15 protein-coding genes are annotated in these 17,524 nt (G+C 72.5%); 9 read left to right on the top strand and 6 right to left on the bottom strand.

Annotated features, from left to right (window positions below):
• Nucleotides 1-243 precede the first annotated feature (243 nt).
• From ACZ462_RS17230 to ACZ462_RS17220, 3 genes are all read left to right on the top strand, one after another.
• Nucleotides 244-1,128, top strand: coding sequence for a helix-turn-helix domain-containing protein (locus ACZ462_RS17230; protein WP_467803367.1), 885 nt, complete (start codon nt 244-246; stop codon nt 1,126-1,128).
• A gap of 198 nt (nt 1,129-1,326) precedes the next feature.
• Nucleotides 1,327-1,539, top strand: coding sequence for a DUF397 domain-containing protein (locus ACZ462_RS17225; protein WP_189810508.1), 213 nt, complete (start codon nt 1,327-1,329; stop codon nt 1,537-1,539).
• Between the two features lie 369 nt (nt 1,540-1,908).
• Nucleotides 1,909-3,141 (top strand): aminotransferase-like domain-containing protein, encoded by a 1,233-nt coding sequence (locus ACZ462_RS17220; protein ID WP_467803369.1) that lies wholly within the window; start codon nt 1,909-1,911, stop codon nt 3,139-3,141.
• Nucleotides 3,142-3,756: 615 nt separating this feature from the next.
• On the opposite strand, the gene ACZ462_RS17215 is transcribed toward ACZ462_RS17220, so the two are convergent.
• On the bottom strand, nt 3,757-4,374 hold the full coding sequence (locus ACZ462_RS17215; RefSeq protein WP_467803371.1) for a dihydrofolate reductase family protein: 618 nt from the start codon (nt 4,372-4,374) through the stop codon (nt 3,757-3,759).
• Nucleotides 4,371-5,189, bottom strand: coding sequence for an alpha/beta fold hydrolase (locus ACZ462_RS17210; protein ID WP_467882537.1), 819 nt, complete (start codon nt 5,187-5,189; stop codon nt 4,371-4,373). The genes ACZ462_RS17215 and ACZ462_RS17210 overlap by 4 nt, the downstream gene beginning before the upstream one ends.
• Before the next feature lie 91 nt (nt 5,190-5,280).
• Between ACZ462_RS17210 and ACZ462_RS17205 the strand changes: the two genes are divergently transcribed.
• Entirely contained in the window at nt 5,281-5,889 is a 609-nt protein-coding gene (locus tag ACZ462_RS17205) for a TetR/AcrR family transcriptional regulator (RefSeq protein ID WP_467803375.1), read from the top strand.
• Here ACZ462_RS17205 and ACZ462_RS17200 read toward each other — a convergent pair.
• The gene (locus ACZ462_RS17200; RefSeq protein WP_467803377.1) at nt 5,880-6,335 is read right to left on the bottom strand and encodes an ATP-binding protein; all 456 of its coding nucleotides are present in this window, start codon (nt 6,333-6,335) and stop codon (nt 5,880-5,882) included. The genes ACZ462_RS17205 and ACZ462_RS17200 overlap by 10 nt on opposite strands.
• 162 nt (nt 6,336-6,497) lie before the next feature.
• On the opposite strand from ACZ462_RS17200, the gene ACZ462_RS17195 reads away from it, so the two are divergent.
• Nucleotides 6,498-7,355 carry a helix-turn-helix domain-containing protein gene (locus ACZ462_RS17195; RefSeq protein ID WP_467803378.1) on the top strand — a complete coding sequence of 286 codons (858 nt, stop codon included), beginning with the start codon at nt 6,498-6,500 and terminating at the stop codon, nt 7,353-7,355.
• Complete coding sequence (locus ACZ462_RS17190; protein WP_467803380.1) at nt 7,352-7,660, top strand: DUF397 domain-containing protein; 309 nt, start codon at nt 7,352-7,354, stop codon at nt 7,658-7,660. Before ACZ462_RS17195 ends, ACZ462_RS17190 begins: the two co-directional genes overlap by 4 nt.
• A 46-nt stretch (nt 7,661-7,706) precedes the next feature.
• Here ACZ462_RS17190 and ACZ462_RS17185 read toward each other — a convergent pair whose 3' ends face one another.
• The 3 genes from ACZ462_RS17185 to ACZ462_RS17175 all read right to left on the bottom strand — a co-directional run bounded on the left by ACZ462_RS17185 (nt 7,707) and on the right by ACZ462_RS17175 (nt 11,794).
• A complete protein-coding gene (locus ACZ462_RS17185; protein ID WP_403541811.1) occupies nt 7,707-8,594 on the bottom strand; it encodes a geranyl diphosphate 2-C-methyltransferase in 888 nt (295 codons plus the stop codon).
• A gap of 5 nt (nt 8,595-8,599) precedes the next feature.
• The gene (locus ACZ462_RS17180) at nt 8,600-10,078 is read right to left on the bottom strand and encodes a family 2 encapsulin nanocompartment cargo protein terpene cyclase (protein WP_467803381.1); all 1,479 of its coding nucleotides are present in this window, start codon (nt 10,076-10,078) and stop codon (nt 8,600-8,602) included.
• Between the two features lie 303 nt (nt 10,079-10,381).
• Nucleotides 10,382-11,794, bottom strand: coding sequence for a family 2B encapsulin nanocompartment shell protein (locus ACZ462_RS17175; RefSeq protein ID WP_467803382.1), 1,413 nt, complete (start codon nt 11,792-11,794; stop codon nt 10,382-10,384).
• Between the two features lie 461 nt (nt 11,795-12,255).
• Between ACZ462_RS17175 and ACZ462_RS17170 the strand changes: the two genes are divergently transcribed.
• The 3 genes from ACZ462_RS17170 to ACZ462_RS17160 all read left to right on the top strand — a co-directional run bounded on the left by ACZ462_RS17170 (nt 12,256) and on the right by ACZ462_RS17160 (nt 17,360).
• Complete coding sequence (locus ACZ462_RS17170; RefSeq protein ID WP_467803383.1) at nt 12,256-14,832, top strand: bifunctional FO biosynthesis protein CofGH; 2,577 nt, start codon at nt 12,256-12,258, stop codon at nt 14,830-14,832.
• 228 nt (nt 14,833-15,060) lie between these two features.
• Nucleotides 15,061-16,389, top strand: a complete 1,329-nt coding sequence (locus ACZ462_RS17165) for an ADP-ribosylglycohydrolase family protein (RefSeq protein WP_467803385.1) — start codon at nt 15,061-15,063, stop codon at nt 16,387-16,389.
• A gap of 110 nt (nt 16,390-16,499) precedes the next feature.
• A complete protein-coding gene (locus tag ACZ462_RS17160; RefSeq protein WP_467803387.1) occupies nt 16,500-17,360 on the top strand; it encodes a TIGR03619 family F420-dependent LLM class oxidoreductase in 861 nt (286 codons plus the stop codon).
• Nucleotides 17,361-17,524 lie beyond the last annotated feature (164 nt).

Here is a 17,524-nt window from a genome sequence, read left to right as displayed (position 1 = left end):
ACGCAGATCCACAGCTCCAGCGCACCACCGCACCGCCAGCACCCCGACCGGCCCCACTGACGGCCCGGTCCGGGAGCCGCCCAGTGCGCGCGGGGCGGCGGGGCCGGTCCGCCCGGTCCCAGCCGCCCCGCACGCCTGTCTTTCCGTGCAGTTCTCCGGCGCAGCCCCGCCCTTCGGTGGCAGTCTGCTCCCCATCAGGCACGCAGAGAGACAGATCCAGAAGAAGGCGGAGGTGCCGTTCACGTGGCGTCCAATGTCAATCCCACCGTCCGACGCCGCCGGCTGGGCATGGAGTTGCGCAAGCTCCGCGAGGACAAGGGCATGACGGCCGAGCAGGTCGCCGAGCGCCTCCTCGTCTCCCAGTCCAAGATCAGCAGGCTGGAGAACGGCCGCCGGTCCATCAGCCAGCGCGACGTGCGCGACCTGTGCGACGTGTACGAGGTCGAGGACCGCCGCCTCGTCGAGTCGCTCATGCAGATGGCCAAGGACTCCCGCCAGCAGGGCTGGTGGCACGCCTTCGGGGACATCCCGTACAGCGTCTACATCGGCCTGGAGACCGACGCGGCGAGCCTGCGCACGTACGAGCCGCAGATGGTGCCGGGTCTGCTCCAGACCCCGGAGTACGCGCACGCCCTGATCCGCGGGGCGGTGCCCGAGACCTCCCCGGCCGACGTCGAGAAGCGCGTGCAGGTGCGCATGCACCGGCAGAAGCGCCTGTCGGAGACGGACAACAACAACCCCGAGGTGGGGCCGCTGCGGCTGTGGGCCGTCATCGACGAGGCGGCGCTGCGCCGGCGCGTGGGCGACGCGCAACTGATGGCCCGGCAGCTGGAGTTCCTGATAGAGCAGTCGGAACAGCCGCACATCACCGTGCAGGTGATGCCGTTCGGGATGGGCGCGCACCCGGGGATGACCGGGCAGTACGCGATCCTCGAATTCCCGGACGCGACGGATTCGACGGTCGTCTACATCGAGGGCGTGACGAGCGACCTGTACCTGGAGAAGGCGAACGACGTCCAGATGTACAGCGTCATGTACGAGCACCTGCGCGCGCAGGCCCTGAACGTCGAGCAGACCCGCGAGTTCATCGCCGGCATCATCGATGATTTCGGAGGCAGGAACCGGTAAATGCAGAGCAAACCAGGCAGGTGGCGGGCGGGGCCGGGCACCGTACACCGTCACTCCCCGGCCACAGAAGGCCTGAATGGAATATGCCACTCGGTCGGGTGAATGACCTCTTCGCCCTCCGGAAGGTGCCGGTAGCGTCGATCACGTCGGCCGGGGGAACCCACCCACCTGGCACTACTCGCTGAACCGGAGAAAATCATGGCTATTCGTCAGGGCGCCACGGACAACTGGACCAAGTCCTCCTACTCCGGCGGGAACGGCGCCTGCGTCGAGGTCAAGTCCCCCGTCGTGGAGGCCATCGCGGTCCGCGACTCGAAGGTGCAGGACGGCCCCTCGCTCACCTTCGCGCCGGGCTCCTGGACCTCGTTCGTCACCGGCGTCACCGAAGGCGCGCTCGGCCGCCTCGCCTAAACGTTACGGCGGCGACGCCTCGCCGCCTCCACCCCCACCACCCCCACCCACCCGCACGAGACCGGAGCACCGGAACCCGGCGAACGCCGGATCCGACCGCCAGGCCCCGGAACAACCGCACAACGCATCGACAGAAGCCCTCTCGACCGGCCCGCCGTCCTGGCCGAGGGGGCTCCGTCGTGTTCGGGGTGGGTGGCGGGGGAGGCGGTGGCGGCGGCGGTGGCGGTGGCGGTGGCGGCTGCAGCCGGCATGGCGCCAGACCCGGCACAACCGGACGCCGTTCACTCCTCGAACACATGGGTGCTGCCTACACATACCGCTCCTAGGATGTGCGCACCCGAACCCACCCCCCGCGAGGAGCCGCCCGCCATGACCGCCTCCGCCTCTGCCGCCGCGTCCGCCCCCGAGCCCGCCTCCACGCCCGCCCTCCAGCCGCCGCCGTTCGCCGCCCGAGCCACCGCCGTCGGCGGCTCGCCGGTCCGGGAGATCCTCGCCCTCACCGAACGCCCGGGCGTCGTCTCCTTCGCCGGCGGCCTGCCCGCGCCCGAACTCTTCGACACCGACGGGCTGCGCGCAGCCTACGACGCCGCGTTCGCGACCTCCGCCGCGCGCGCCCTCCAGTACTCCACCACCGAAGGGGCGCCCGAGCTGCGCCGGGCCGTCGCCGCGCGGGCGACCGCCCGCGGCCTCGCCACCACCGCCGACGACGTCCTCGTCACCACCGGCTCCCAGCAGGCGCTGACCCTCATCACCGCCACCCTCGTCGAGCCGGGCGACACCGTCCTCGTCGAGAACCCCACCTACCTCGCCGCCCTCCAGGCCTTCGGCCTGGCCGGCGCCCGCGTCATACCCGTGCCCTGCGACGAGCAGGGCATCCTGCCGGACGCCCTGGAGGACATCGTCCGCCGGGAGCGCCCGAAGCTCCTGTACTGCATCCCCACCTTCCAGAACCCCACCGGCCGCACCCTCCCCGCCGCCCGCCGGGCCGCCGTGGCGCTGGTCGCGGCCCGCCTGGGCCTGTGGCTGGTCGAGGACGACCCGTACGGCGACCTCCGCTTCGAGGGCGACGAGGTGCCGTGGCTCGCCGCGCATCCCGGCGCGGAGGACCGTACGGCGCTGCTCGGCAGCTTCTCGAAGATCATGGCGCCTGGGCTGCGCCTCGGCTGGCTCCGCGCCCCGGCCGCCCTGCGGCGGGCGGCGGTCGTCGCGAAGCAGGCGGCCGACCTGCACACGTCGACGGTGGACCAGCTGGCCGCCGCCCACTACCTGGCCGCCGCCGACCTCGACGCCCACACAGCCACCGTCCGCGACGCCTACCGCATCCGCCGCGACGCCCTCCTGGCCGGCCTGGGCGACGCGCTGCCGGAGGGGTCGCAGTGGAACCGCCCGGAGGGCGGCATGTTCGTCTGGGCCCGCCTCCCGGCGGGCCACGACGCGACGGCGCTGCTGAAGCGCGCGGTGGCGAAGGACGTCGCCTTCGTCCCGGGGGCACCGTTCTACACGGGCACTCCGGATCCGCGGACGCTGCGCCTGTCGTTCACGACGCACACGGCGGAGGAGATCGCGGTGGGGCTGGATCGGCTGGGGGCGGCGGTGGGGTGAGGGGGACGGGAGAGCCGGGGGGCAGGGGCGAGGGGCGACGGGGGGCTGGGGGCGGGGAAGGGCGGGAGCCGGCGACACGGGCGGGAAGGCGACGGGGTGGTGGCGTAGCCGGTAGCCGATCAGCCGGCATCAGGGATGGTGCGGGACCCTTTTTAACCCCGCCCGCATCAGCCGACCCTTGGCGGCAGCCCTAAAGGGCCGTGACGTCGGAAAACGACGTCCAGAGCGTCATCCGGAGACAGGAGCGCCGCAGATCGCTACGTGGGCGCCCAGCGGCCTTCGTGCAGTGTGGCTGCCTGACCGGAGAGAGGCCCCGAAGAGTAAGGCTGGTGAGCGTGCGGCCGACCCCCGGCGCTGATCACGGACTTGCTGACCGGTGGGGCTGGATGCGGCGGCCGGCCGGGAGGGCTCCCTCCCTCCGCTCCATGCCGTTTTCCTGGGGCTTCCCGGCAGCTTGCTGCATTCCGGGTCAGGTCGTCAAGGATGGCCGTAAGGCCATCGCGTAGCAACGCGACCGGAGGGAGCGCCCTTTGGGTCACGTCCCTACCCCGCCCCAGGGCATCCCGCCCACTCCACCCGACCCCGACGCTGTCCTGACCTCCCTCAGCAGAGCACCTACGACGACGTGATCCGGTACGTGAGGTGAGTGACCTGCGGGGAGTCGACCACCCGTATGGGTTCGATGCCGAGGCCGGGGGAAACGCCGTCGAAGAGGCGGACGCCGGCGCCGAGCACGACGGGGGCGAGGTGGATCTGGAGTTCGTCCAGCAGTCCGGCGTCGATGAACTGTCGCACGGTGTCCGCACCGCCGGAGATCTGGACGTCTTTGTCCCCCGCGGCCTGGCGGGCCTGGGCCAGGGCGCTGTCGATCCCCTCCGGGACGAAGGTGAAGGTGGTGCCGCCCTGCCGTACCCACGGCTCCCGCGGGGTGTGGGTGAGGACGTAGACGGGGGCGCGGAAGGGCGGCGGGTCGGGCCAGCCGGCCTCGCCCTCGGCGAACATCCGCCGTCCCATGATGTAGGCGCCGGCGCGAGAGAAGTTCTCCTGGACGATGTCGTCGTCCTGGTTGGTCTGCCCGCCGCCCATGCTCTGTCGCTCGCGCCAGCTTTCGACGTCGAAGACCCATTCGTGGATGCGCATTCCGCCGTTGCCGAGCGGGTTGTCGGGCCGCGAATCGGGGCCGGCGATGAAGCCGTCCAGGGACATGCCCAGGCTGGCGAAGACCTTGCTCATGCCGGCTGCCCGGCGGTGAGGAAACCGGTCAGGACGGGGGCGAGGAGCTCCGGGGCGATGGTGTGCTCCTGGCCGGGGAAGACGTGCAGGGTGAAGTTGTCGGCCAGGGCGGCGAGTTCTCTCGCGCCGGTGAGCATGTGCGGGGCGCCCGCGTCCCCGCTGCCGACGAGGACGGGTACGGTCACGGAGCGCCAGCGGTCGGCGGGCAGCGGCCGGCCGGACATGCCGTCGCCCATGATGCGGCCGTCATAGGGCAGGGTGCGGGCGGTGGCTTCCATACCGGCCCAGAAGGGGGCCTGCCGCATCCCGGCGACGACCTCGGCGGGCATGCCCACGGCTGCGGTCATGAAGTAGGCGACGGCGTCGCCGTACGCCCCCAGCTGTACGAGGTCCGTCAGGTGGGCGACGTAGTCGGCGGGCAGCGGGGGACGGCTGGAATCGGTGATGAAGGGCGGCTCGTACACGGCCAGCCGGGAAACGGCGCTGCCCCGGGCTACGGCCTCCAGTGCGAGCACGGCGCCGGAGGACATGCCGAAGACCATCGCCTCGCCGCCCGCGCGCTCGATCAGGGCGTCCAGGTCCTCGACCTCGCGCTGCACGTCGTACTCCGGGCTGTCCCCGCTGTCACCGCGGCCCCGGCGGTCGTACGTGATGACGGTGAAGTGCTCGGCCAGCAGGCCGGCGAGTGCGGCGGAATCGCCGCGCGTCATGAAAGCGCCTCCGACGAGCACCACCGCGGGGCCCGAGCCCTGCCGCTCGTAGGCGATGGCCGTGCCGTCGGCAGAGAACACCTTGTCCATGAGCAACCACTCCATCCGTTAGGAACTGGACGGTACAGTACTCGAATGAGTACTGATCAGTCCAGTACTCTTCGGGAGGGGGCCGTCGCACGAGAAGGAGTTGATGATGGACAGCCGTTCAGCGCGCAAGCACGAGGCGATCCTTGAGGCCGCGACCAGCGTCTTCCTGGACAAGGGATACGCGGGGACGAGCATGGACGACATCGCGAAGCTGGCCGCAGTGTCCAAGCAGACCGTGTACAAGCACTTCTCCGACAAGGAGAAGCTCTTCGCCGACATCGTCCTCGCCACCACCGACCGGCTCGACACCACCATCGACCTGCTGGCCGACCTCCCCACCGACGAGGCCAACCTGGAAGAGAACCTGACCCGGCTCGCCCGTCAGTTCCTGACCGCCCTCACCGACCCCCGAGTGATCCAGCTACGGCGCCTGATCATCGCCAACGCCGACGTCTTCCCCGAACTGGGAACCGAGTGGTACGAGCGCGGCTTCCAACGAGGGCTCACCACGTTGGCGGCGACCTTCCGGCGCCTGGCCGACCAGGGGCTCCTCCGCATCGACGACACGCTCCTGGCCGCGAACCACTTCTCCGGCCTGCTGCTGTGGATCCCCGTGAACAAGGCCATGTTCACCGGCGCCACCCAGCACAGCGACGCGGACCTCGACCGCTACGCCGCCGCCGGCGCCCGCGTCTTCCTCGCCGCCTACCGCTGACGGCCCCTGCGATCCGCCGTTGTGGGGATTCCCGGTGCCGGTGGGCGGTACGGGGAGACCTCGGCGAAGACCGTCTTCCACGGGGGCGGGCCCGGTACGACGCCCCACCGGTCGGAGAGTTCCTCGACGACCGCCAGCCCGCGGCCTCCGGTCGTCGGGGCCGGCATGCAGTCGTGGCGGGTGTCCGTCACCTCGATGCGGACGGTGCCTGCGGGGTGGACGGTGAGGGCGAGGCGGAAGTCCCGGCCGGGGACGCGGCCGTGGGTGACGGCGTTGGCGAGCAGCTCGGCCAGGATGCGTTCGGGCCGCTCCCAGGGCACGCCCCATGCGCGGAGTTGCTCGACCGCGAGCAGGCGCCCCAGGCGGGCGCCGCGGGGGGTGGCGGAAAGCTGGAGGACGCACGCCGGGTACACAGGATCTCCGAGGTCGCAGAGTCGTGGAATCACGTCACTCAGCGTGGCGAGGTGTGTCTACGCTGAGAAGCGGCGACGCCCGTGCGTACCGCGGCTGTCCGGACGCTGTCCGATCCTGTCCTGCCTGTCCGAGGCACGCCTGCGGGTACGGGGCGTTGAGCAGGTCGGGCACGGGCACGTCGGAAGTGGGTGCGCATGAGCGTGGACGGCGACGGAACGGAAGAGCCGGGCTGGGAGGTCGACCCGGAGGACGAACAGGGCGCGGCGGTCGTCGCCGCCGTCGGCCGACAGTTGAAGGTGTGGAGAGAGACCGCCGGCCTGCGGGCCTGTGATTTTGCGGCCCGCATGGGGTACGGCGAGGACCTGGTCCGCAAGGTCGAGGCGGGGCGCCGCATCCCGCGCCCCGAGTACCTCGACCGTGCGGATGAGGTCCTGGGCGCGGAGGGCCGCATCGCGGCCATGAAGAAGGATGTCGAACCCGCTCGCTACCCCAAGCGGATCCGTGATCTTGCCATGCTCGAATCGCGCGCGGTTGAGCTGCTGTCGTACGGGAACCACAACATTCACGGCTTGCTGCAGACCGAGGAATATGCACGGGCACTGTTCGAGATGGCGCACCCGGCCGAATCGGAGGCGCAGATAGAGCGTGGCGTGGCAGCACGGATGGCACGGCGGTCGATCTTTGACCGTGACCCCGCACCCGCACTGAGTTTCGTCGTAGAGGAGGTGGCCCTCATGCGGCCACTGGGGGGACCCACGGTTCGACGCCGACAGCTCGAACACCTGCTGGAGGTGCTCCAGCTGCGCAATGTGACGTTCCAGGTGATGCCAACCGCGTGCGAGGAGCACGCGGGAATGGCAGGGCTCATCCAGGTGCTCAAGTTCGGTGACGGGACTGCCGTCGGTCGGGCGGAGGGCACCTTCCACGGGCGACCAGTGGCCGATCCGAAGCAGCTCCGGATTCTGGAATCGAGGTATGGCATGATCCGGGCCCAGGCTCTCACGCCCCGGGAGTCGCGGTCCTTCATCGAACAACTGCTGGGAGCAGCATGAACCGCAACTTCGAACTGGTCTGGTTTAAGAGCAGCTACAGCGACAGCAGCGACATCAACGACTGCGTGGAAGTCGCCTGGGTCAAGTGCAGCTACAGCAGCTCCAGCGACATCAACGACTGCGTCGAGGTCGGCTGGGCCACGAGCAGCCACAGCAGCGGCAGTGAAGGCGACTCCTGCGTCGAGGTGGCCAGTACCCCCGCCGCCGTCCTCGTGCGCGACTCCAAGGACACCGCCATCCCGCACCTGAGCTTCTCCCCCGCCGCCTGGGCCTGGTTCGTCGCGGGCGCGCGGCACGCCGCGTAGGCGGCCGAAGGGAGCCGGGCCCGGTGTCGCGGGCCCGGCCGGTGCGTCAGACGCGGTCGGCGGCGATCAGGACGTACTGGAACGAGCCGTCCTTGTAGGAGTTGATGAACGCCTCCTCGATGCCCGTGACCAGCGACGACGTGGCGCGCAGTTCCCAGTACGGGAGGGTCGCCGGGGTGAGGTCGATGACGGCCTGGGGGACGAGGCGGTTGTCGGCCATGGCGCGCATGTACTCGCGGCGGGAGTGGATGTTGCACTCGAAGTGGGCGTTGATCTGCGAGACCCACTTCGACGGCTGCCCGTAGCGGGGGTTCCAGCAGCCGGTGATGGTGACGTAGCGGCCGCCGACGGCGAGGATGCGGGAGTGCTCGGCCATGAGGTCGTGGAGGTCGACGTACATGCTGGACTCGTTGTTCCAGGAGGCGGCGGCCTGGCCGGTCTCGAACGGCATGTCGAGCATGTTGCAGACGCGGGAGCGGACGAAGTCCGCGATGCCGAGCTCCGCGGCGCGGTTGTTGCCGAAGTCGGCCTGCTTGGCGGAGAGGGTGACGCCTTCGACCTTGCAGCCGAAGCGCTGGTGGGCCATGACCATGGAGCCGCCGCGGCCGCAGCCGGCGTCGACGAGGAGGTCGTCGCGGCCGATGGTGCCGAGGTTGTCGAGGAGGATGTCGGTCTGGGCGGACTCCAGGCGGTGGAGTTCGGCGATGAGCTTCTTCTCGTACGCGCTGTCGGCGGGGTCGCCGAGGGCGTCGTGGTCGATGTCGCCGATGCCGTAGTGGTGGTGGTAGAGGCCGTCGACATCGCCGAGGCGCAGGTTCACGGGCCGGGCCTCTTCGTTCCAGTAGCGGGCGATGTCGCCCTGGTACGGGGTGGCCGGGGCGGGGATGAACGTGGCGGGGGTGGTGAGTTCGATGCTGGACACGGGTGAATCCATTCCTCTTACCAGAAGTCGGGCAGGCTGTAGCGGTACGTGTTGGTCATGTGCCAGTAGTGGTTGCCGTCGACCCACGTGGCGACGCCCTTGAGGAAGCGCAGGACGCGCGGGTCGGGGCAGGCGGCGGCGAGTTCGACCGCCGCGGCCTCGAAGGCGTGCATGAGGTCGTTGTGGACCTCGACGGCCTTGAGGTAGGCCTCCTTGGCGGAGAGGCCTTCACGTTCGGAGATCACCACCGGCAGGTTCATGTGCCTGCCGGGGCTGTTGAGTTCCTTGGTGTAGGAGTACAGGTCGTTGGCGATGGTGGCGGCGTTCCCCGCGAGGGCGATGACGCGCTGCATGGCGGGCTGGGCGTGCAGGTCCGCGGGGAGTTCGTAGCCGCCGACGGTGTCGGTGATGGTGGGGCAGGGGCGGAAGTTGTTGAACTGCCGCATCGCCAGGTACTCGGCCACCTGCGGGACGTAGTCGGTCTGCGCCCAGGCGGCCTCGGCGAGGTAGCCGAGGTGGAGGCGGGCCATGTCGTGCCGGTAGCGGTCGGCCTGGGAGGGGGTGGCGAGCTGGAGGAAGTACTGCATGGCGGACCGGTAGGAGCGGCGGGGGGCGTCCGAGAGGAGCGTTTCCGCCCAGGCCGGGATGTACTCGTCGGTGGTGTGGAGCGGGTCGAGCGCAGTGTGGGCGAGGAGGAGCCGGCCGCCGAGGCCGACGGGTGAGCCGCCGTGGTCCTCGCAGTAGCAGTCGTCGAGGACGTTCTCGGCGACCATGAGGCGGGTGGCGACCATGAGGTGGTCGAGGGTGGGGGCGTCCGGGTGGCAGGCGACCATGTAGCGGCCGACGGAGAAGCCGTCGAACTGGTCCTCCCACTCGGGCGGGTACGCCTCGACCTCGTCGACCGCCCACCGCTTGATGCGGCGGCTGACCTCGGCCACACGGACCGGGTCGGGTTCGGGGACGGGGTGGTGGTAGAGGCCGGGGATGGGCCTGCCCTCGGCGGTGGCGACCCCCGCCTGCGCCGGGTGCGGCAGCTCGGGCAGGGCCGGCGCCGCCGGCAGGACCGGCCGCGTCGGCAGGACCGGCCGGGTCGGCAGGACCGGCCGCGTCGGCGGGGGCGGCGCGGCGGGCGCGGTGGGCAGGGCTGCAGCAGCCGACGGCGCCGCCAGGCCGGTCCGGGGCGCGAAGTGCAGGCTCGCCGTGCCGAGGCCGCTGGGGCCGGCCGTGATCCGCTCCAGGGCCTCGCCGTGCCCGCGCTCCGGGACCGGCGGGGCCGCCGGGTACGGCAGGTCGGCGGGCGCGGCCTCCGGGGCCTCCGGGGCCTCCGGGGGCCGGGGGCCCTGGGGGCGCGGCGGGAAGGGCAGTCCGGGGGCGGCGGGCAGCCGGGGCCGGCCCGCGGCGGCGGCTTCCGCGCCGCGGCCGTGGCCGTGCGCCCCGAAGCGGGCCGCGGCGGCCGGCAGGCTCGACTGCATGGGGGAGGGCCCAGGCTCGGGCATCCGTTCCTCCTCGGTGGGGTGGGTGGGCCGGCCCGGATCCCGGGCGCGCCGGGCCGGCCCGGGACGGTGGGGCTGTCGCGTCCGGCCCCGGACTGGCGCGGGGCCCCGGGGCTGTCCGGCCCTGGGGGTGTTGCGAAAGTCCTGTGCGGTGCCCGCGGTGCCCGGTGCGTGCGCTCGGCGTGCCGGGCGAAGGCCCTCGTACCGGGCGTACTCGGGGCTTCGGCCGGTGCGGCGGGAGTGCGTGCCGGGCGCCGCGGGCGCCGGGCGGGACTTCCGCAACACCCCCTGGCCGCCGGACAGGCCCTAGTCGCGCCTGCGGGCGATCTGCACGTTCTCCAGCACGCCGAGCGCGTCGGGCACGAGGACCGCGGCCGAGTAGTACGTCGTCACCAGGTACGAGATGATCGACTTCTCGTCGATGCCCATGAAGCGGACCGACAGGCCGGGCTCGTACTCCTCCGGCAGCCCCGTCTGGCGCAGGCCGATGACGCCCTGGTTCTCCTCGCCGGTGCGCATGGCGATGATGGAGCTGGTGTTCTCCTTGCTGATCGGGATCTTGTTGCACGGCAGGATCGGGACGCCGCGCCAGGCCGGGACGCTCTGCCCGCCGACGTCGACGTGGTCCGGGTAGAGCCCGCGGGCGTTGAACTCGCGGCCGATCGCCGCGATGGTCCGCGGGTGCGCGAGGAACAGGCGGGTGCCGCGGCGGCGGCAGAGCAGTTCGTCGAGGTCGTCGGGGGTGGGCGGCCCGGAGTGGGTCTGGATGCGCTGCTTGAACGCGGCGTTGTGGAGGAGGCCGAACTCTCGGTTGTTGACCAGCTCGTGCTCCTGGCGCTCGCGAAGCGCCTCGATGGTGAGCCGGAGCTGCTCCTCCGTCTGGTTCATCGGCTCGTTGTAGAGGTCCGCGACGCGGGTGTGGACGCGCAGGACGGTCTGCGCGATGGAGAGTTCGTACTCGCGCGGGCGGAGTTCGTAGTCGACGAAGGTGCCGGGGAGCTCCGGCTCGCCGGTGTGGCCGGCGGACAGCGCGATCTCGGCTTCGCCGTGCCGGTTCTGGCGCTGCTGCGGGAGCGACCTGAACCGGGTGACGTGGTCCTGGAGCGCGGGCGACGCTGCGAGGACGGCGTCGAAGTCGGCTCGGGAGAGGGTGAGGAGGGTGCCGGCGGTCTCGGCGGTGGCGGTGTAGTCCCAGGTGCCCTGGCCGTCGAGGAGGGCGTGCTCGCCGAAGCGGTCTCCGTCGCCGAGGACCGCGAGGTCGACGGTGTCGCCGTACTTGCCGACGCCGGTGTGGCCGACGCGGCCGTGGGCGATGAGGTGGATGTGCTGGGCGGGAGTGCCGCGCTCGACGATGACCTCGCCGGGCCGGAAGTCGCGCTGGACGCAGCGGGACGCCAGCTCGCGCAGGACGTCCTCGTCGTCGAAGCCGCGGAGCAGGGCGAGTTCGCCGAGCTCGCGGGGGATGACGCGGACGCTGGCCCCGTCCTGGACGAACTCGATGACGCCGTCGCCGACGGCGTAGGTGAGCCGTCGGTTCACGCGGTAGGTGCCGCCCTTGGTCTCCACCCAGGGGAGCATCCGCAGCAGCCAGCGGGAGGTGATCTCCTGCATCTGCGGCGCGGACTTGGTCGTGGTGGCGAGGTTGCGTGCGGCCGCCGTGGCAAGGCTGGTCTGCCGGGGCGGATCCAGCTGCGTCTCGGGGCTGCTGTCAACGGTCATCGGACAAGCTCTCCTTCGCGAAGGACGGCGACCGGGCGTACCCACACGGCACCGGTGAAAAGAGGGAGGAAGGGGGTGAATATCCGGGAATCGGGCCAGATCCCGGGGAACAGTAACGGCCTGACCACGGGTTCACCCCCTCCGGAGCCACACCTGTCCCCCGATGCGGTGATCTTGAGCGGGGAGATGTTTGGCGAACCGGCGGCTTCCGGACGGAACGGGGCCGGATCGCACCGGTCGCGTCCCCGCCGGAACCTGCCGGGCGCCCCTTCCCCCCGCAGCCCAAGCGCCCGACCTGACATAGCGTCAGCAGACTGGTCGGGCCTGCCGCCGCCTTCCCCGCCTCCCCGACCGGTCGCGGGCGACAACCGGCCAATCCCGCTGGTCAACGCCGGGGAGCCGATGCGGTCGGCGCCGGGGAGCCGGCCTGCCGCCGGACCCCCGGACCGTATGCTCACCGCATGACCCCTCCGAGTGACGCCCCGACCCAGAACGCGATGCGGCGCGCCCTGCGGCGCGCACGCGACGGTGTCGCCCTGGACGCGACCGAGGCGGCCGTCCTGCTCCGGGCCCGCGGCGCCGACCTCGACGACCTCGCCGCGTCCGCCGCCCGCGTCCGCGACGCCGGCCTCACCGCCGCCGGCCGGCCCGGCGTGATCACCTACTCGAAGAGCGTGTTCCTCCCCCTCACCCGCCTGTGCCGCGACAAGTGCCACTACTGCACCTTCGCGACCGTCCCCGGAAAGCTGCGCCGCGCCGGCCAGGGGATGTTCATGTCACCGGACGAGGTCCTCGACATCGCCCGCCGCGGCGCCGCACTCGGCTGCAAGGAAGCCCTCATCACCCTCGGCGACAAGCCCGAGGACCGCTGGCCCGAGGCCCGCGAGTGGCTGGAGGCCCACGGCTACGACGACACCGTCTCGTACGTCCGGGCCATCTCCATCCGCATCCTCGAAGAGACCGGCCTGCTCCCCCACCTCAACCCGGGCGTCCTCACCTGGGCCGACTTCCAGCGGCTGAAGCCCGTCGCCCCTTCCATGGGCATGATGCTGGAGACCACCGCGACCCGCCTGTGGTCCGAGCCCGGCGGCCCCCACCACGGCTCCCCCGACAAGGAGCCCGCCGTCCGCCTCCGCGTCCTCGAAGACGCCGGGCGCTCCTCCGTCCCCTTCACCTCCGGCCTCCTCATCGGCATCGGGGAGACGTACGAGGAGCGCGCCGAGTCGCTGTTCGCGCTCCGGCGCACCGCCCGCGCGTACCACGGCATCCAGGAGCTGATCATCCAGAACTTCCGCGCCAAGCCGGACACGGCGATGCGCGGCATGCCCGACGCCGAACTCGACGACCTCGTCGCCACCATCGCCGTCGCCCGCCACATCATGGGCCCCTCCGCCTGCCTCCAGGCCCCGCCCAACCTCGTCGAGGGCGAGTACGCCCGCCTCATCGGCGCCGGCATCGACGACTGGGGCGGCGTCTCCCCGCTGACCATCGACCACGTCAACCCCGAACGGCCCTGGCCGCAGATCGACCTGCTGGCCGAGCAGTCCGCCGCCGCCGGCTTCGAGCTGCGCGAGCGGCTCTGCGTCTACCCCGAGTTCGTCCAGCGCGGCGAACCCTGGCTGGACCCGCGGCTGCTGCCCCACGTCCAAGCCCTCGCCGACCCGGCCACCGGACTCGCCCGGCCCGACGCCGAGGCCACCGGCCGGCCCTGGCAGGAACCCGAGGACGCCTTCACCGCCTCCGGGCGCACCGACCTGCACACCGCCGTCGACACCGAGGGCCGCACCGGCGACCGCCGCCAGGACTTCGACCACGTCTACGGCGACTGGGACGCCCTCCGCGAGGCCGCCGCGCCCGGCATGGCCCCCGAACGCATCGACACCGACGTCCGCGCCGCCCTCTCCCAGGCCGCCGACGACCCCGAACGCCTCACCGACGCCCAGGCGCTGGCCCTGCTCCACGCGGACGGGCCCGCGCTGGACGCGCTGTGCCGGATCGCCGACCGGCTGCGGCGTGACGTCGTCGGCGACGACGTGACCTACATCGTCACCAGGAACATCAACTTCACCAACGTCTGCTACACCGGATGCCGCTTCTGCGCCTTCGCCCAGCGCCGCACCGACGCCGACGCCTACACCCTCTCCCTCGACCAGGTCGCCGACCGGGCCGCCCAGGCCTGGGACGTCGGCGCCGTCGAGGTGTGCATGCAGGGCGGCATCCACCCCGACCTGCCCGGCACCGCCTACTTCGACATCGCGCGCGCCGTGAAACAGCGCGTCCCCGGCATGCACGTCCACGCCTTCTCCCCCATGGAGATCGTCAACGGCGCCACCCGCACCGGCATGTCCGTACGCGACTGGCTCACCGCCGCCAAGGAAGCCGGCCTCGACTCCATTCCCGGCACCGCCGCCGAAATCCTCGACGACGAGGTCCGCTGGATCCTCACCAAGGGCAAACTGCCGGCCGCCGACTGGATCGACGTCGTCACCACCGCCCACGAGCTCGGCATACGCTCCTCCTCCACCATGATGTACGGGCACGTCGACCAGCCCCGGCACTGGCTCGGCCACCTGCGCACCCTCGCCCGCATCCAGCAGCAGACCGGCGGCTTCACCGAGTTCGTCACGCTCCCCTTCATCCACACCAACGCCCCCGTCTACCTCGCGGGCATCGCCCGGCCCGGCCCGACCGTCCGCGACAACCGCGCCGTCACCGCCATGGCCCGCCTGCTGCTCCACCCGCACATCACCAACATCCAGACCAGCTGGGTCAAGCTCGGCGCCGAGGGCGCAGCCGAAATGCTCCGTTCCGGCGCCAACGACCTCGGCGGCACCCTCATGGAGGAGACCATCTCCCGCATGGCCGGATCGAGCTACGGCTCCTACCGCTCCATCCGGGACCTCACCGCCATCGCCGAAGCCGCCGGCCGCCCCGCCACACCCCGCACCACCCTGTACGGCGAGGTCCCGGAGGAGCGCCGGCTCGCCGCCCAAGCCTCCGACGGCCACCTGCCGCGGCTGCTCCCCGTCCTGGACTGACCCCCGTCGCGGCGGGGGCCGGGAGCCGGGGGGCCGGGGGCCGGGGGGCCGGGGGGCCGGCTGAAGACCGGCCCCCGGGCCGCCGGCCGCCGCGCCACGCGCACTTTCGGCCGTTCTCCGTCCACATACGGGCCGCCTGACCGCCGTGTTCCGAAACCGACCGGAACTGTCAACTACAGTGCGCGCCAGAGCCCGCGGGGGGCGGGCTCGCAGGCTGGGGGACGCACCATGGACACCGCAACGACCACCGACACGGCACCGGCCACGGGCCCGGCGGCAAGCCCGGCCGCGGAGGCAGGTCCGGCCGCGGAGGCGGGTCCGGCCGCGGAGGCGGGTCCGGCCGCGGAGGCGGGTCCGGCGCCGGACGCGCAGCCCGCCCCGGACACCGCCCCCGCCACCACCCCGGCCCCGGACGCCGACACCCCCGGCACCCGCTCTCCGCTCACCACCGGCACGTGGGGCCGCACCGAGCAGCAGGACTTCCGCAGCCGCGTCCGCGGCACCCTCCTCGGCTCCGCGATCGGCGACGCCCTCGGCGCGCCCGTCGCCGGCCTCTCCCTCGACGGCATCCGCAACACGCACGGCGTCGAAGGCCTCACCGAACCGGCCCCCGCCCACGGCCGCCGCGGCACCGTCACCGCCTCCACCCAGCTGACCCTCTTCACCGTCGACGGCCTCATCCGCGCCCACGTCCGCCGCGACACCGGCGCCTGGCACCCGCCGACCGACGTCCACCGCGCCTACCTCCGCTGGGCCGCCACCCAGAACGACTGGGGCCCCGACGAACGCCGCACCGACAACGGCTGGCTCGCCCAGCAGGAGTGGCTCTACGCCCGCCGCGGCCCCGACCGCGCCTGCATGACCGGCTTCGCCGACACCATCCTCGGCACCCTCGACCAGCCGAAGAACCCCACCGCCCGCGACGCCGCCGCCACCACCCGGTCCGCCCCGTTCGGCCTCCTCGTCGGCTGGGAACCCGCACTCGTCCTCCAGCTCGCCGTCGAGTGCGCCGTACAGAGCCACGGCCACCCCACCGCCTACCTCTCCGCCGGCGCCCTCGCCGTCATCGTCCACGGCCTCACCCGCGGCGACACCCTCGACGGCGCCGTCCGCCGCGCCCTCGCCCTCCTCGCCGCCCGCCCCGGCCACCAGCCCGTCACCGACGCCCTCGGACGCGCCCTCACCGCCGCCGCCGAAGCGGCCGCCCCCACCGCCCGCGCCGTCGAGTCCCTCTCCCCCGGCGACGGCCGCGACGCCGAGGACACACTCGCCGTCGCCGTCTACTGCGCCCTCACCGCCGAGGACGTACGCCACGGGCTGCGCCTCGCCGTCAACCACGGCGGCGACTCCTCCGCCACCGGCGCCCTCTGCGGAGCCCTCCTCGGCGCCCTCCACGGAGAGACCGCCCTGCCGGCCGCCTGGCTCACCGACCTCGAAGGGCGCGCCACGCTGCTGGAACTCGCCGACGACTTCGCCCTGGAGATGACCCAGGGCCCGTCCCTGCACGGCCCGGCCGCCTCCGCGCCCGGCTGGCTCGCCCGCTACCCGCGGGGCTGACCGCCACCGGGCTGACACCCCCTCAACAATCCGGCCGACAGGCCGTAGCGTGATCCGCACCCGACCCGGGAGCAGCCGAGCCGCGGACAGTCACGGAGGTGCCCTCGCCCATGCGGATCGCCACGACCATCTTCCTCACCGACCGGACCGTCACCCCCGTCCGTCTCGCCCGCAGCCTGGAGGAACGCGGCTTCCACGCCCTCTACCTGCCCGAGCACACCCACATCCCGGTCTCCCGCGACACCGAGGCGCCGATGGGCGGTGAACTCCCCGACGAGTACGGGCGCACCCTCGACCCGTTCGTCGCCCTCGCCCAGGCCGCCGCCGTCACCCGCCGCCTCCGCGTGGGCACCGGCATCACCCTCGTCGCCCAGCACGACCCGATCGTCCTCGCCAAGCAGGTCGCCACCCTCGACCACCTCTCCGGCGGCCGCCTCACCTTCGGTGTCGGCTACGGCTGGAACGCGGAGGAAGCCGCCGACCACGGCGTCGAATGGCGCACCCGCCGCGCACGCGTCCACGACCACCTCGCCCTCATGCGCGCCCTCTGGGCCCCCGAGCCCACCGCCCACACCGGCCCGTACGCCTCCGTCAGCGCCAGCGCCGCCCACCCCAAGCCGGCCCAGACGCCGCGCGAACTCACCCCGGGCCGACCCCTCCACGGCCCCCGCACCCTCATGGGCGGCGCGGCGGGCCCGAAGCTCTTCGCGGCGATCGCCGCCCATGCCGACGGCTGGCTGCCCATCGGCGGAGGCGGCCTCACGGAATCCCTGCCGGCACTGCGCCGGGCATGGGAAGGGGCGGGCCGCGACCCCAAGGCGTTGCAGGTGGTCCCGTACGCGGTCCGCCCGAACCCGGGAAAGCTGGCGCATTACGCGGACCTGGGCATCGAGGAGGTCGTGCTGCAACTCCCGCCGGGGAGGGAGGCGGAGGTACTGCGGGTGCTGGACGAGTACGCGCAGTACTTGTAGGGGGAGGGAAGAGCGGGAGGCCCGGACTCGGGGGCGGGGGGGGCGGCGGGAGCCCGACTGAGCGGGACCAGGGGGACGACGGCGGGGGCGGGGTGCGGGCGGGAGCCGACCGGCCGGCATCGGAGATGCGACTGGGGGTGTCCCCGGCAGTTGATGGTGTCCGG

This window comes from Streptomyces sp. NPDC031121 (assembly GCF_055570615.1).
This window is presented reverse-complemented; position numbering and strand designations above follow the sequence as displayed.